A 15,985-nucleotide genomic window follows, 5' to 3' on the forward strand; every position below is an offset into this window, starting at 1 on the left:
GAACTCCAGTCAGATCAAACCCTGGCGGGCCGGTTGGACAAAAAAAGGGTGGAAAGCGGCGGTACCGTCAGCGTGACGGTCCATGAGTCATGCGAAAGGGGAACGGCGTCGACGCCACCGGCGTTGCCCATGCCACTTCCGCCATAGCAGGCGGCATCGCTGTTGAGCAGTTCGTGCCAGTGGCCTGCGCAGGGCACCTGTACCTGCTGGTCATGGAAAGGGCGGGGCGTCAGGTTGTGGACAGCTAGTACCACCTCTTCGCCTGACTGGCGAAAAAAGGCGAGTACGGTGGCATCGGGCTTGGACAGATTTGCCCATCGAAAGCCATCTCGGCCGAAGTCGCTTGCGTACAGTGCAGTGAAGGCGCGATAGAGGTGGTTCAGATCCGCAACCCATTTGGCGATGCCGGCATGACGCGTCTGGCTCCACTGATGCCAGTCCAGCGTGCGCTCGTGGTGCCACTCCTCCACCTGACCGAATTCCCCACCCATGAACAGCAGCTTCTTGCCGAGGTGAAACCACATCATCCCGTACAGCGGGCGCACGCCAGCGAATCGTTGCCAGTCATCACCCGGCTGTCGCATCAACAGGCTGTGCTTTCCGTAGACGACTTCGTCATGCGACAGTGCCGGCACGAAGTTCTCATCGAACGCGTAGACAGACGACAACCTTATATCGTCCCCTTGCCAGCTGCGTTGGATGTGCGGGCGCTGCATGTAGCGCAGCGTGTCGTTCATCCAACCCATGTTCCATTTCATGCCAAAACCCAGACCGCCGTCGTGCACCGGCGTGGACACGCCGGCCCATGATGTCGACTCCTCGGCGATCACCTGGACGTCGGGGAAGGCGGCGTACACAGCCGCGTTCAGGTCTTGCAGAAATCGGACGGCATCCCAGTTCTGATTGCCGCCATCCTGATTGGGAATCCGTTCACCTGGCTTGCGCGAGAAGTCCAGATACAGCATGGACGACACGGCGTCCACGCGGATGGCATCGAAGTGATACTTTTCCAGCCAGAACAGCGCATTGCCAATCAGAAAATCGCGAACCTCAAACCGGCCATAGTTAAAGATCAGGCTGTTCCATTCTGGGTGGAAGCCCTGGCGAGGATCTTCGTGCTCATACAGCGCAGTGCCGTCGAAGTGCGCCAGTCCATGCGTGTCGGATGGGAAGTGCGATGCCACCCAGTCCACCATCACGCCAATACCGTGCTGGTGCAGCGTGTCCACCAAGTCCATCAGATCCTGCGGCTCACCATAGCGCGCGGTGGGCGCGAAATAGCCAGTGGTTTGATAACCCCACGAGCCATAGAAAGGATGCTCTGAGACAGGCATCAGCTCGACATGTGGGAACCCCATCGCCTCGCAGTGCGCCCCTAGCCGATGACTAATTTCTCTGTAGTTCAGAAACCGTCCATCTTTGTGCCGTTGCCACGATCCAAGATGCACTTCGTACACCGAAACAGGTGAGTTCAGACTTTGCCGCTGAGCTCGCGAGTTCATCCACTCGCTATCACTCCACGTGTAATCCAGACTCCAGATCTGCGAGGGGGTGCCCGGCGCCAACTCTGCGCGAGTAGCGTATGGATCGGCCTTGTCCACACAGTGTTCGTTGGCAGCGTGAATGCCATACTTGTAGAAGTCACCATGGCAGGCGCTTGCAACGGTGGTGACCCAACGGCCAGAGCAATCCTGCAGGCGCTCCATCGCCAGGGGATGCCATTGGCTGAAAGACCCCATCACTTCTACCTGGGATGCGTTTGGCGCCCACACAGCAAATGATGTGCCTTTCGCCGCTGCATGTGCTCCCAGTGAATCACATTGCTGCAAGTGCGCCGCCACGCCGCTAAGAGCTGGCGTCTTTGATGGAAGCGAAGAAATCTGGGCCGACATGATGTTCTGCCAGCATCGTCTGCTGCACTGCACCAAATCCTTGCAAGTGCAGGCCGCCAGGCCGCGTAGGCTTTGGACTACGGTCGCAGGCCAGCTTTGATTGAAGCGGCTTTCCCCACGGGTAACACCCATCCTCAGCGGGCCAGACTCGAACACCTTTTCAGTGATAACGTCGACTTATTCACGATCACGCATCACGCATCACGCATCACGTACATGCGTGCGTACAAGCAGTCGGCAACATGGCCTCTCCGAGGCAACTCACTCTAGAAATTAACGACTGGTTCGATCCTTGGTCGGGCGGTTCTGATCAGGCAGATGACGTTCACCGACTTGGCTGCGTGGCCACCACCTTTCGATCAGTTCGGCCGCGCGATCCCTTCCTCCTAGGCCAAAGGCCAGGGCCAATGCGAAGACCAAGCCTCCCAAGATAATCAAAAAGCTCTGGCGCACGATGTCGCCGCCGATGCGCAGTTGATCCAGCGCGATCAACACGACGAAGATCAAGACCGCGTACTGGGCTACCTTGCCCAGCAAAACGGTCTCGCCCATGCCGCTGCGGCGCAAATAGCCCGAGACCATTTCGCCGACGAACCGGGCAAAGTAGGAGCCCAGTGCCAGGATCAGCAATGCGATGAACAGGTTGGGCACGAACCACAGGACGCGGCTCAAAAGGGCGGTCACATAACTCAGACCCAGGCCATTGAATGCGATCAGCAATGCCGCCAGCAACACCAAGGCGTAGACCAACAACCCGAAGATCCAGGTGGTGTCGCCGCGAATCCCGGCCTGCATCAGGAACCCGTCCAGGCCCGAGCGTTCTGTCAGCACCTTGAAGTTGATCGCTCGCAAAGTGCGGGTGACCGCAAAGCGCGCGGCCTTGGCGACGAGCCAGCCGGCAGCGACGACCAGCAATGCGACAAGCAGCTTGGGAACGAATGCGCCGAGCTGAAAGAGCATGGCCCGTGCCGGTTCCAGGTGAATTGCGAAGTTGTCCATAAAGTCTCTCTAGAGTTCAGTGCGACAGATGCAAGCGTCCAGGCTCACCCCTGCAGCGGATTGGACAGTGAAGGTGACGGTGCGGGCGCAGCGGCCGCGCCGATGAGCGCCAGGATTCCCTGCAGCGGGACTTGAGCCCAGTCCACCCGGTTGCCAAGCTCGTAACGCAGCTCGTAGAGCGCTTTTTCAAGCTCGAACAGCGAGATCAACCTGAGATCGGCATGCGCTCCCGCCATGGCATACGCGTCAAGGAAGGCTGTGCGAGCCCTGCGCTCCCATTGCTGTGCAGCTTCATCCAGGCGCAGGATTTCTTCCGTGCTCTGGCTGGTGCGCTTCAGGGCTGCCCACCGTGAGTAGTTGAACGACCGCAGCATTCCAGCCACGTCGCGCAAGGGCGAGCTCTTGGCCCGTCGCTCCTCGAAGCTGCGGCCAGGCTCGCCTTCGAAATCAACGATGACGAAATCATTGTCAGTCACCAGCACCTGGCCCAGGTGGTAGTCGCCGTGAAAACGGGTCTTCATGGCGCCCTGCAACCCCGACCCGGTTCCAGCCGCAGAGCCAAGGGTCTCCAGCACCAGAGACTGCCGGGCAAGCACCGCTTGGGCATCTGCCTGGGCCGCAGGGGGCAGGTCCCCGATGCGCGTTTCAAGCAGCGAGAACGTGTCCCGAGCCTCAGCCATGGCGCGGGTGCGAAAGGCCTCCACGTCTTGCACTGCGATGGGCTCCGGGTCGAACGCCGCGTCGCCCGTGGTCAGTGCCAATGCCTGGTGCAACTGTGCGGTTCGCCGTCCCAGTGTGGTGACCAGCGCGAGGAAACCGCCGTGCGCGTCCGCAGAGATGGCAGACGGGGCGAACCGCACGTTTTCCAGGAACCGCTCCAGGTAGCCTTGGGTGTAGTCCCAGCCATCACCTTGATTGGACACATACGACTGCACCATCGCCAGCGTCATGGTGGTGCCGTCTGCCGCGGTGTACTCCACCGCCCCTGCCACCGGCACGCAGTGCGAAAAGCGTGCGACTTCCGTGAGAAAGCGGCCCACCTCCAGCTCGGGGTTCTGGCCCGGGCGCACCCGCCGGTAGCCCTTGAGGAAAAGCGCTTCTCCGAGCGTGACAACCGTATTGCTGCTCTGTGCGCTGGGACGGCCCACCGGCCACTCGTCCAGGTCCGTGACCAGGTCGGCAAAAGCCGAGGTGCGGTGGAACCGAAATGTGCCGCCGCCCTCGGTCGGCAGCTGCTCGTTGTTGCCAATGGCGCGCACCATGGCGCGGCAAAACGATTCGTCGTGAAAGGCGTCACCCATCACCCCGACGTTGGCCTGCTGGCGTACGCGAGCCACGCCGGCCGGCGCGATGCGGCGCATGCGCTCTTCGTCGCCTTCTTCCCAGGCCAGGGCCAGCGGGACGAAATACGATGCGGGCGGCGCGTCTGCGGCCTCCACCGTGACCAGCGGCAGCATCCATTCGCAGTCCTGCCCGACCTTCCACACCGTGTGATCCTGGATGCGCGCGCGGTCGGTCGCCGTGCCTTTGCCTCCATACCACCGTTGCAGCTCGATGAAGCGGGGCAGGGTGTCGGATTCGAACTGAGCGCGCATGCGCTCGGACATACCGATGCGCCAGGGCATGACCTTGTCGCGAAAGAAGCTGGTCCATCCATCGAACAGAACCAGCACGGGGCGCTCCTGCAGATCGAGCCCGTCCTGATGCCAGGCCGGCACGTCCGCCTCGGTGGACAGCTTGAACCAATAGAACCCGTAGGAATGCAGGGTCAGAAGGTAAGGGAGATCGCCGATGGGCGGGAACGTCACCCGGCCCAGCATCTCCAGTGGCGCGCGCCCTTTGTAGGCCGACAGGTCCAATTCAACCGGCTGGGCCGCTCTTGACAGGTTGAAGACCGTCAGGATCACGTCGTCGTCATGCTCACTGACGTAGGCAAGTATCTTCCGGTTGCCAGGTTTCAGGAACGTGCGCTTTCCGCGGCCGAACGCCCGGCTGGTATTGCGCACCGCTAGCATGCGCCGGGTCCAGTTCAACAGCGAACTCTGGTCGCTGGACTGCGCCTCCACATTGAGTGCTTCGTATCCGTAAACCGGATCCATGATGGGTTGCAGATACAGCCGCTGCGGGTCCGAGCGGGAAAAGCCCGCATTGCGGTCGGGGCTCCACTGCATGGGCGTGCGCACGCCGTTACGGTCACCCACGAACACGTTGTCGCCCATGCCGATCTCATCGCCGTAATAGATGATGGGAGATCCTGGCATCGACAGCAGCATGCCGTTCATGAGCTTGACCCGGTCGATGTCGTTTTCCATCAGTGGTGCAAGGCGCCGGCGAATGCCCAGGTTGATGCGGGCGCGCATGTCCGCTGCATACATGGTGTACATGTAGTCGCGTTCACGGCTGGTCACCATCTCCAACGTCAGCTCGTCGTGGTTGCGCAGGAAGATCGCCCACTGGCAGCCATCGGGAATATCCGGCGTCTGCTGCAGGATCTCGACGATCGGATGGCGGTCCTCTTGCGCGATGGCCATGTACATGCGCGGCATCAGCGGAAAGTGATAGGCCATGTGGCACTCGTCGCCATTGCCGAAATACTCCCGCACGTCCTCGGGCCACATGTTCGCTTCGGCAAGCAGGAAGCGATCTTCATACTCGGCATCGATGGCGGCGCGCAATTTCTTGATGACCGCGTGCGTCTCCGGCAGGTTCTCGTTGCTGGTGCCGTCACGCTCGACCAGGTACGGAATGGCATCCAGCCGGAACCCGTCCACGCCCATGTCCAGCCAAAAGCGCATGGTCTTCAACACGGCTTCCAGCACAGCGGGGTTGTCGAAGTTCAGGTCGGGCTGGTGGCTGAAAAACCGGTGCCAGTAGTAAGCCTTAGCGACAGGGTCCCAAGCCCAGTTGGACGTCTCGGTATCGGTGAAGATGATCCGGGTGCCTTGATAGATCTGGTCGGTATCGCTCCAGACATAGAAGTCGCGTTCAGGCGAGCCGGGCAGCGCGCGGCGGGCCCTTTGAAACCACGGATGGTCGGCCGATGTGTGATTGATGACCAGTTCAGTGATGACCCGCAGACCGCGTTTGTGGGCCTCTGCCAGCATCTCTTTGAAGTCGTCCAGCGTTCCGTACTGGGGGTGGACGTCTTCGTATTCGGAGATGTCATACCCGTCGTCGCGCAGTGGGGACGGATAAAAGGGCATGAGCCAGATGGTGTTCACCCCCAGATCCTTGACGTAGTCGAGCTTGGCCGTCACCCCCTTGAAGTCTCCCACGCCGTCGCCGTTGGTGTCATAGAACGCCTTGACGTTGAGCTGGTAGATGACCGCATCCCGGTACCACTGCGGGTCGCCTGTCGTGTCGATCTCCTCGTTCTCAGGCGTGACGGATGGTTGCGGCTCAGGCAATGGGGGCAAGGTTGCGGCGATCGGCAGATCGGGCGTGCTCTGGACCAGGTTGGCGTTCATAAGAGGGCTTTGCTTATTCGAAATGATCGAAGTTATCCAGTTGGCCTACGCGGCGCCGAACGGTGAAGATGTGGGCCGGTGAGCGCTGTGGGTCCAGCAGCACGTAGTGACGGTCGCCCTGCCAGATGAACCGCTGATGGCTTAGCAGGTCGTGCATCTGCCAGTCGGCGGGCGGCGGATCGGTCGGTGCCAACGCAATGTCGGCGGGCGACAGGTGCACCCAGCCCGACTGCGGGTTGTAGGGGTCCAGGTTCACCACGGTGACCACCATGTTCCGGCCGTCGGGCGAACGCTTGGCATAGGCAATCAACATGTCGTTGTCCACCTCAAGGAAGCGCAAGCTGTGATCGGCGTGCAGCGCAGGGTTGTCTCTGCGGATTTGGTTCACCCGTGAGATGAACGCGCGCAAGTTCCCGGGGCGTTCCAGGTCCCAATGCCGCAGCTGGTACTTTTCCGAATCCAGATACTCCTCGCTGCCTGCGCTGCGCGGAACGTGTTCCAGCAGTTCGTAAGCGGGGCCGTAGATGCCGTAGTTCGCAGCCAGCGTGGCTGCCAGCACCAGGCGCGACATGAAGACCGCAGGCTCGCCGCCCTGAAGCTGCTCATGAAGAATGTCGGGCGTGTTCGGCCATACATTCGGACGGAAGTAATCGCGCCCCGAGCAACGGCTGAGTTCAGTGAAGTACTCGGTCAGTTCCTGTTTGGAATTGCGCCAGGTGTAGTAGGTGTACGACTGGCTGAAACCGCGTTTGGCCAGCCCATGCATGACTTTCGGCCGGGTGAATGCCTCGGCCAGAAAAATGACGTCCGGATGGTCGCGTTGGATATCGTTGATCACCCATTCCCAGAACGGAAAGGCCTTGGTGTGCGGGTTGTCGACCCGGAATATCCGCACGCCCTCGCCGATCCAGTGCAGGAACACGCTACGCAGTTCTGCCCACAGGCCTTGCCAATCGTCGCACTCGAAGTTGAACGGATAGATGTCCTGGTATTTCTTGGGTGGGTTTTCTGCGTACTGGACCGTGCCGTCTGGACGCCAGCGGAACCAGTCCGGGTGCTCCGCCACATAGGGGTGATCGGGCGCGCACTGGAATGCGATGTCCAGCGCGATTTCCAGTCCGTGCTCGGCGGCTTTCTGGACCAGGCGGCGGAAATCAGCCGCATCGCCCAGCTCCGCAAGAATGGCTTTGTGGCCGCCTTCGGCGGCGCCAATGGCCCATGGGCTTCCCACGTCGCCTTCCACGGTGGTCAGCGCGTTGTTCTTGCCTTTGCGCTGTATGCGTCCGATGGGGTGAATCGGCGGGAAATACACCACGTCGAAACCCATGTCGGCGATGCGTGGGAGCAGTGCCTCCACATCCTTGAACGTGCCGTGCACACCAGGATTGGGCGACGCGGACCTTGGAAACAGCTCATACCACGTGCTGTGGCGCGCCCGTGTGCGGTCCACACGCAGCGCAAGGCTTGCCGGGTGCTTGACTTGCAGGCGCCGGTCAGGATGCCGCCTCATCGCTGCCGTGGCCGCGTCCTGAAGCGCCAGCTCTTTCAGGGCCGAGCACTCCTGGGCATCCGTCGATTCGGCCGCACCACGTTCCAGGCTCACGGCCCAACGCTGCAGCAGCTGCTGGTCTTCAGAGGCCGCACTGGCTGTGGCGCGAGCAGCCGCTGCCGCTGCCTCTGCGGCTCCCACTCGGGCTGCGATGCGGATGTCCTGCGGGTCCACGCGACGCTCCAGTTCACGGCGCCAGGATTCGAAGCCATCGACCCACGCAACCACGGTATAGCGGTACAGGCCGGGCGCGGGCGGCGTGAACTGCGCCATCCACTCGTCGTTGACGAGTGCCTCCATGGGAATCTCTTGGACGGCGGGGTGCGCAGTGTCCGCGCCTGTGTCTTGCCACCACTGCAGCATCACACGGGGTACGTCGTGTCCGTCGGTGAAGCAGTGCGCTGTTACCTTGAACGGCTCGCCGGCTACGTGCTTGGCGGGAAACCGCCCTGCATCCACGCATGGGAGAACGGCATCGATCACCACTCTGGCGCGACCGTCCAGCCCACAGGGCGCTTCGGGACGGCGCTGGGCTACTTGCGTACTGGCGGTGGCGGTCAATGGGCTAGCGGGCGTTGATCGGGCCGATGGAAGGGCTTCAGGTGTCTTGGGCATGGCTTGCAGGCTCCAGGCGAAAAATGAGGGTGGACAGAGGCGGCAGCGTCAGGCAAAGAGATTGATCGCGGTGGTGCGATCGCACGGGTGTCGTGTCGGCTCCCCCGAGGTTTCCCCAGCCGGCCCCGCCAAATTCACGTGCGTCGCTGTTCAGTACTTCTTCCCAGCGCCCGGCGGTGGGCACGCCCACCAGGTAGTTGTCCCGCGGGATCGGTGTCAGGTTGCACACCACCAGTACGGGGGAGGCGCCAGCCTGGCTCGACTCCCTGGAGGGCTTGCGAAGGAAAGCGATGACGCTTTGCTGCGCGTCGTCCGCTTCGATCCATTCGAAGCCTTCGGCCGAAAAATCGACCTCGTGCAGGGCGGGCTCGCCTCGGTACACACGGTTGAGTTCACGCATGAGGCGTTGCACGCCGCCGTGCAGCGGGCTGTCGCACACCCACCATTCCAGCTCGCCCTCGTGCGTCCACTCACGCCTTTGGCCGAACTCGCCGCCCATGAAAAGCAGCTTCTTGCCAGGGTGTGCCCACATCAAGCCGAACATGGCACGCAAGTTGGCGAACTGCTGCCATTCGTCTCCCGGCATCTTGTTGATCAATGAGCCTTTGCCGTAGACCACCTCGTCGTGGGAAAGCGGAAGCACGAAGTTCTCGTTGAATGCGTACACCAGCGAAAAGGTGAGCTTGTGATGGTGGTACCTGCGATTGATCGGGTCTTCCTTCAGGTACGAAAGCGTGTCGTGCATCCAGCCCATGTTCCACTTCATGCCAAACCCCAGGCCGTTCATCTCGACAGGGCGCGACACCATGGGCCAAGCGGTGGATTCCTCAGCGATGCTGACGGTGTCTGGGTGCTCGCGGTAGACGGCCCGGTTCAGCAAACGCATGAATTCGATGGCCTCGAGGTTCTCGCGGCCGCCATGTCGATTGGGAATCCATTCGCCTTGCTTGCGTGCGTAGTCGAGGTAGAGCATCGATGCGACCGCGTCCACCCGCAGGCCATCCAGGTGGTACTTGTCCAACCAGAACAAGCCTGAAGAGATCAGGAAACTGCGAACTTCGTGTCGCCCGTAATTGAAGATGGCCGAATTCCATTCAGGATGGAAGCCCTGGCGGGGATCGGCATGCTCGTACAGATGCGTTCCGTCGAACTCGGCCAGACCGTGGGCATCTTCTGGAAAGTGCGAGGGCACCCAGTCCAGCAATACCCCGACGCCCCGCTGATGCATGTGATCGACGAAGTACATGAAGTCTTGCGGAGTACCGTACCGGGAGGTCGGCGCGAAATACCCGGTGGTCTGGTAACCCCACGAACCGTAGAACGGGTGCTCAGTGATCGGCATCAGCTCCACGTGGGTGAACCCGAGCGAGATCGCGTAGTCGGCAAGCGCGTGGGCCAGCTCGCGGTAGTTCAGGAACTCCCCGTCCTTGCGTCGCCAGGAGCCCGGATGTACCTCGTAGATGGACATCGGCGCATCCAGCGCATTGCGTGGCCCTCTGCTGCCCATCCACTGCGCGTCGCTCCACTCGTAATCCAGTGACCACACCCTGGATGCCGTGCGCGGCGGCAGTTCGGAGCACACCGCAAATGGATCCGCTTTCTCAAGCACGCGCGCGCCGTGCTGGGACACGATGCGGTATTTATAGGCTTGTCCATGTGCAGCATGAGGCACATGGCCTTCCCACACGCCGCTGATGTCGCCGTGCAGGCAAAGTGGGTCGGCATCGGGGCTCCAATGGTTCCAGTCGCCAATGACCGACACGGATGCGGCATTGGGCGCCCAGACGGCAAAGTCCGCCCCGTCGCCATCGGGCCGCACGTGACAACCCATCGCCTGGTACAGCTTGGAGTGAGTGCCCTCCCGCATCAGGTAGGCATCGTGGGGTGTAAGCAAGGCAGAAGAAGCAGACGGCACAGCGGGTTCCTGAAAGACGGAGGCAACCACCGCGCAAGACCGGGGCGGCGTCGCCCATGAGGAAAACCCATTGGTGCATAGCCTGTGTCGTCGCGCCGCGCGGAAGGGGCGGTTTGCCATGTAGGACAAGATCGCATCGACGTTTGTGCGCCGGAAGATCCGGGCCGCAGCCGGCTCACAGGGAGTAGCCGGAGAACGCGTCTAACATCCTGCTCGGTGCACATAGTCAGGCGGCGCGGGAGCGTCTGGCGCCACAGTACTGAATCGCCCCGGGTTTCAAGGAGGCTCAACACTCTGAGAGGATTGAGCCATGAGCAAATTGAACAAGTTCTCGCCTGAGGTGCGTGAGCGCACGGTGAGGATGGTGCAGGAGCAGTGTGGGGAGTACCCGTCGCTGTGGGCAGCCATCGAGTCCATCGCCCCGAAGATTGGCTGCGTGCCGCAGACCTTGAACGAATGGGTCAAGCGCGCCCAGGTCGATGCCGGTGCGCGTGAGGGCGTCACGAGCAGCGAGGCGCAGCGGATGAAGGGAACTGGAGCGCGAGGTCAAGGAGCTGCGCCGGGCCAACGAGATACTGAAGTTGGCCAGTGCGTTTTTCGCCCAGGCGGAGCTCGACCGCCTACTGAACTCGCCAGTCAGACCGCCGCGGTAGCGGCCTGACTTAAACCAAACGGCCTCCGCGGAACCCGGGGCGATTCAAGCTGATATCAAACGACTGTCCTTCGTCGCTGTCAGCATTCATGAATGCTCCAGTGGCTTTTGTTGCGGAATGGTCGCTCGCACCCATGGCGCCTCCACGAGAATCTCTGCGTGGCCTGATTTGCCGCAACTAGGAGGCCAAGAATTATGAATTGGTGGTAATTTCTCATTTTTTTCAAGCTGTTTTTAGATTCAGAACCATGCGTACATCTGCCGCCACTACTTCCGCACTCATTTCATGCTGAAGGGCCACGCGTAAAATTCCTTTTTCGTCATACAAGTACGAGATGGTCGAGTGATCCAAGGTATATGAAGATCCCGTTGGAACCTTCTTAAAGAATATCTTGAAAGCTTTTGCTGTCTCTTCTGTCTTTGCTGTTGAGGTCGATAGTCCAATGAAACTAGGATCGAAGGCTGAGGTATATGCTTTGAGCACTTCCGGTGTATCTCTCTCTGGATCAAGAGTCACAAACAGAACTTGAAGTCGATTGGCGTCCTTGCCTAGCATTCGCCTTACCTCGGCCGCTCTAGTAAGTGCAGTGGGGCAAACATCCGGGCATTGCGTGAAGCCAAAAAAAATCAATACAGCTTGCCCATGAAAATCAGTCAGACTTCTTTCCTTTCCGTTGGGGTCGAGCAACGAGAACTGTTGGGCATATTGAGCGCCGGCTAAATCAATCCCATTGAACTTTTTTTGAGATGGTGGATTGCAGCCGACGAGCGATAAGAATGCAGGTGCCGCAGTAAACAAAACCAAACGACGATATTGGTTGGGGAGCATAATTATTTTCTTTCATCTCGATGACGAGAAAATGACTAATTAGCGATGGGCTGTGTGTCGCGCTTCAATACAGTGGAAAGTTGCTGCTGGGATACCGGTTCTGATTGCAACGGCGATATCACACGCGAAGCCATGCGCTAGGAATTAATCGTGTGTGATTTTTTCAAAACCTTCGAAATAAGGATTTGCAGGGAGGTAGATTTGAAATTAACTTGGCAGACGGCATGCAATGCCAGTGCAGATGCCGCTAATGACAACAAGGCTTCATCCATCCAAGTCGACACTTTCACCCGCTATTGCAGCCGAAGCGAGGTCTTCTCAACTGGCGTGAGGTGGTCCCCGAGCGGGGAGTGGGGGCCCTAGCAAGGTCGAAATGTGCGTTACGTAGGCCTTTTGCAGCACATAAGCAAAAGGTGTGGTCTCGCCTAGCTTTGAGGGCTCAACACAGGCGAGAAGCATCTGCGCCAAACATTCCGGGCATTCAAGTGTCCGATGAGCTAAGAGATCTTCGTCGGTGTCGACTGCTATCAGCTTCACTACCCCTTGGGTTGAGCACACCACTTCCATAGCCTTCGGAGCAACGATGGGGAATCCCACAGCTGCGCCTAAGGTCAGCATGAACCAAACTAGAAAAATCCGTCCTACCAGGGCTGAACTTGGGAGCGAATGCACTGACATCATCGATCAACTCGTGTTCTTTAGTACCCGAAAGCCTGTGCGGCAGATTTCAGCTGAACTCAGACCGGCATACCGTACGTGAGCGCTCTCGCCTTGCCCCAGAAAACTCTATACATAAATATCGTATAAACAACGATCACGGGCAGGGTCACAGCAACTCCTACACCGATCACAGCTAGAGATCCGGTAGCGCTGGCGGCCTCCCACACCGTCAGTCGATCTATGACGATAAACGGGTAGATGCTGTAAGCCAGTCCAAAGAAAGCCAGCACAAAGACCAATACGGTCGCTACAAAGACAATCCAGCCGTACCCAGCGAGCACAACACGCGGTGTATTTAGAACGTGTCGCACGGCGAAGAATGAACCAACACAGGCAAGGGGAATTGGTAATAGCGCGAACAATTCGGGCAGTACAAACCACTTTTCCGAGACCGTACGGCTGATAAGCGGCGTCGCAATTGAGATGCCTGCGAGCGCAGCACCCATAGGCCAAAGCACTTTTCGTCCCCACACTATGGCCTTCCCTTGCAAGTCGCCTTCCGTTTTCATGATCAGCCAGCCCACGCCCAGCATCGCGTATGCCGCAGGTAGAGTGAAAGCAATCCCCCATGCAAAAAGGGTAGCCCATGATCCTTCTTTGAAACCGGTCACGTAAGCGCCGAGCATCCAGCCTTGAGCGAGCGTTGCGACAAAAGAGCCGGCAGAGAACAACCAGTTCCAAGTCGCCTTATGCGAGTCACGCGCTTTGACGCGAAAGTCGAACGCCACCCCGCGCATCGTTAGACCCAGCAGCATCACAGCGACGGGCAGATAGAGGGTGGAGAGAACCAGGCCGTGAGCTTTGGGAAAGCAGATGAGTAGTATCCCGACCCCCAGTACCAGCCACGTCTCGTTGGCATCCCAGAAAGGGCCGATGCTGGAGATCATCACGTCCTTCTCGTCGTCGGATGCCCATGGCAACAAGATGCCTACGCCCAAGTCGTATCCATCCAGGACGACATAGGCGAGCAGAGCTAAACCCATGACAGCCATAAAAATCAATGGAAGCGCTGTTTCCCAATTCAAATTCATTTTGATTCTCAGATCGCCTGCGGAGCAGGGGGACGTGCAGCAGCAGTGGTCATGGTGGGATGTTCCGCCATGTACTTGATTACGCCCACATAGGACACGAGCAGCAATCCATACACGGTAAGGTAGGCGATTAAAGTACCCGCGACCATCCCAGGCGGATGCGCCGCCACTGCCTCACTGGTCCGAAACAGACCGTATACAAGGAAGGGTTGGCGGCCGATCTCTGTCACGTACCAACCGGCCAGGGTTGCAATCCAACCGGAGAACGTCATACCCACAAGAGTGCGTAGCAGAATTCGCGGCACAGTGGCTAGATCGCTTCCGCGCCGACGGTAAAGGACGAATGCTCCCCACCATGCCACTACAAGCATCAGCATCCCTACACCAACCATCACGCGAAAACCCCAGAAAACAGGAGCCACAGGCGGGTGAGCGTTCGGAAATTCGTTGAGCCCCTTGAGTTCCGCATTGATGTCATGCGCCAAGATCAGGCTGGCAGCTTTAGGGATCTGGATGGCGTAATCTGTTCGTCCTTCTTTCTCATTTGGTAAGCCGAATAGAGTGAGCGGCGCGCCCTTTTCTGTGTGCCAGATCCCTTCTATGGCAGCGATCTTCGCGGGCTGATGCTCAAGCGTATTAAGACCATGCAGGTCGCCCATGAAGATCTGCAGAGGGATTGCTACGGCGACCGCTGTAATGGCAGTACGGAGCGCGCTGCGAGTGCCGGCGTTGGCGGTGCCTTTCAGCAGCTGCCAAGCGCTGACTCCAGCAATGAGAAATCCTGCTGTGAGCGCGGAGGCCAATAGTTTGTGCCCTAGGCGGTAAGGGAACGATGGATTGAAAACGATTGCGAGCCAATCCGAGGCATAGAACTTACCATCAATAATCTCGTAGCCCGCAGGCGTTTGCATCCATGAGTTGAGACTGATGATCCAGAACGCAGAGAGCGTCGTGCCTAACGCGACCATCAGAGTGGCAATCAGATGCACTCGGTCAGAGACGCGGCCCCGGCCGAACAGCATGATTCCTAAAAACGATGCTTCCAGGAAAAATGCAGTGAGCACCTCATAACCTAAAAGAGGCCCGGCAATGTTCCCAACCTGTTCCATAAAACCGGGCCAGTTGGTGCCGAACTGAAAACTCATGGTGATGCCGGACACCACACCAAGCGCAAACGTCAACGCAAACACCTTGGTCCAGAAGTAATACGCCTGCTCCCATCCCGCGGCGGCAGGCGTGTCATTTGTCGCACGGTGTCGTAGACGAAAGAACACTAGGAACCAGCACAACGCAATGGTGATGGTGGGAAAGAGTATGTGAAAGCTGATGTTGGCAGCGAACTGCACCCTGGAAAGCGTGAAAGTGTCCATTTCAGGCAGCCTTGTCCTTGCCTGTCGATCCCCCTTTACCAGTCAGCCGATCCTTCAGCTCAAGAACGCGGGTGACGGCAGTCCCCATACCCATCAGCTGGATGGCAGTTTCCGGTGCTAAACGCTGCACTTCGTCGAACCAGTTCATGAGCCGGTCAATAAGCTCGTGCATCTCTCGCATCCGCTCCTGCGCATGGCGCTCCTCGTCGGAACCCGGGCGCTCTAGCAACGCCATTCGCAGCATAGACAGCGTCGGTTCGATTTCGCGCCTGCGTCGCTCCTCGGCTAGAACTCGGAAGATTTCCCAGATGTCCTTCGGCGCTTCAAAGTACTCCCGCCTGTCCCCTGGCTGGTGGCTTAGCTTCACCAGACGCCAAGCCTGTAGTTCCTTGAGCCCCATGCTGACGTTAGATCGGGAGAACTCTAACGTCTCCGCGATTTCGTCCGCATTGAGCGGATGAGAGGAAAGAAAGATGAGCGCGTACATCTGGCCGACGGTGCGGTTGATGCCCCAGCGACTACCCATTTCGCCAAAGTGAGCAACAAACTGGCGGTTCAAAGGTGGAAGGTGTTTGACGTAGGTCATATCGCATTGTGTCTTAAAATTGCTAAAAGTTCAGTAATTACTGAAAATATAGTAGACCGATCTTGTTGGTTTAGAGCCTGTGGGCCCATAGTGGTTTCCAATCAAAGCATGCCCAACTAACTGGCGGGTTGTGCATGCCTTCACGCGTTCCGCGGTACAGATGTGATCGAATACCGTCAAATTTCCCTGGTAAAGGCCCGCTCTCTGTGAATCGCCCCGGGTTTTCTAGACACCTCTGAGCCTCAAACCTGAGGCCCAATAGGAGGTGCCATGAGCAAGCAGAGATACCCCGAGGAATTCAAGACCGAAGCGGTCAAGCAGATCGCCGAACGAGGCTACAAGGTGGCCGATGTGTCGGCC

At 59.0% G+C, this 15,985-nt stretch carries 10 protein-coding genes and 1 pseudogene; 2 read left to right on the plus strand and 9 right to left on the minus strand.

What is annotated here, in order from left to right:
• Positions 1 to 14: 14 nt before the first annotated feature.
• From glgB (RQI28_RS14150) to glgB (RQI28_RS14170), 5 genes are all read right to left on the minus strand, one after another.
• Positions 15 to 1,892: a 1,4-alpha-glucan branching protein GlgB gene (glgB, locus tag RQI28_RS14150; RefSeq protein ID WP_311223842.1), complete on the minus strand. Its 1,878-nt coding sequence runs from the start codon at positions 1,890 to 1,892 to the stop codon at positions 15 to 17.
• 273 nt (positions 1,893 to 2,165) lie between these two features.
• A complete protein-coding gene (locus RQI28_RS14155; RefSeq protein ID WP_311223841.1) occupies positions 2,166 to 2,891 on the minus strand; it encodes a mechanosensitive ion channel family protein in 726 nt (241 codons plus the stop codon).
• 44 nt (positions 2,892 to 2,935) lie between these two features.
• Entirely contained in the window at positions 2,936 to 6,358 is a 3,423-nt protein-coding gene (treS, locus tag RQI28_RS14160; protein ID WP_311223840.1) for a maltose alpha-D-glucosyltransferase, read from the minus strand.
• A 13-nt stretch (positions 6,359 to 6,371) separates the two neighbouring features.
• The gene (locus RQI28_RS14165; RefSeq protein WP_311223839.1) at positions 6,372 to 8,522 is read right to left on the minus strand and encodes an alpha-1,4-glucan--maltose-1-phosphate maltosyltransferase; all 2,151 of its coding nucleotides are present in this window, start codon (positions 8,520 to 8,522) and stop codon (positions 6,372 to 6,374) included.
• Positions 8,506 to 10,437, minus strand: coding sequence for a 1,4-alpha-glucan branching protein GlgB (gene glgB, locus RQI28_RS14170; protein ID WP_404976938.1), 1,932 nt, complete (start codon positions 10,435 to 10,437; stop codon positions 8,506 to 8,508). The genes RQI28_RS14165 and glgB (RQI28_RS14170) overlap by 17 nt, the downstream gene beginning before the upstream one ends.
• A gap of 310 nt (positions 10,438 to 10,747) precedes the next feature.
• On the opposite strand from glgB (RQI28_RS14170), the pseudogene RQI28_RS14175 reads away from it, so the two are divergent.
• Positions 10,748 to 11,068: pseudogene (locus tag RQI28_RS14175) on the plus strand (transposase); the annotation flags it as partial.
• A gap of 244 nt (positions 11,069 to 11,312) precedes the next feature.
• On the opposite strand, the gene RQI28_RS14180 reads toward RQI28_RS14175, so the two are convergent.
• The 4 genes from RQI28_RS14180 to RQI28_RS14195 form a co-directional block, all read right to left on the minus strand.
• Positions 11,313 to 11,918 (minus strand): SCO family protein, encoded by a 606-nt coding sequence (locus RQI28_RS14180; protein ID WP_311223837.1) that lies wholly within the window; start codon positions 11,916 to 11,918, stop codon positions 11,313 to 11,315.
• Between the two features lie 737 nt (positions 11,919 to 12,655).
• Positions 12,656 to 13,669, minus strand: a complete 1,014-nt coding sequence (locus RQI28_RS14185) for a cytochrome d ubiquinol oxidase subunit II (RefSeq protein ID WP_311223836.1) — start codon at positions 13,667 to 13,669, stop codon at positions 12,656 to 12,658.
• 8 nt (positions 13,670 to 13,677) lie between these two features.
• Positions 13,678 to 15,039 carry a cytochrome ubiquinol oxidase subunit I gene (locus tag RQI28_RS14190; protein ID WP_311223835.1) on the minus strand — a complete coding sequence of 454 codons (1,362 nt, stop codon included), beginning with the start codon at positions 15,037 to 15,039 and terminating at the stop codon, positions 13,678 to 13,680.
• 1 nt (position 15,040) lies between these two features.
• Entirely contained in the window at positions 15,041 to 15,625 is a 585-nt protein-coding gene (locus RQI28_RS14195; protein ID WP_311223834.1) for a GbsR/MarR family transcriptional regulator, read from the minus strand.
• Positions 15,626 to 15,895: 270 nt separating this feature from the next.
• On the opposite strand from RQI28_RS14195, the gene RQI28_RS14200 reads away from it, so the two are divergent.
• On the plus strand, positions 15,896 to 15,985 hold a 90-nt coding region (locus RQI28_RS14200; RefSeq protein WP_311223903.1), incomplete at its 3' end, for a transposase.

The sequence above is a fragment of the Acidovorax sp. WCS2018Noco2-16 genome (assembly GCF_031843945.1).
Lineage (GTDB): Bacteria > Pseudomonadota > Gammaproteobacteria > Burkholderiales > Burkholderiaceae_C > Paracidovorax.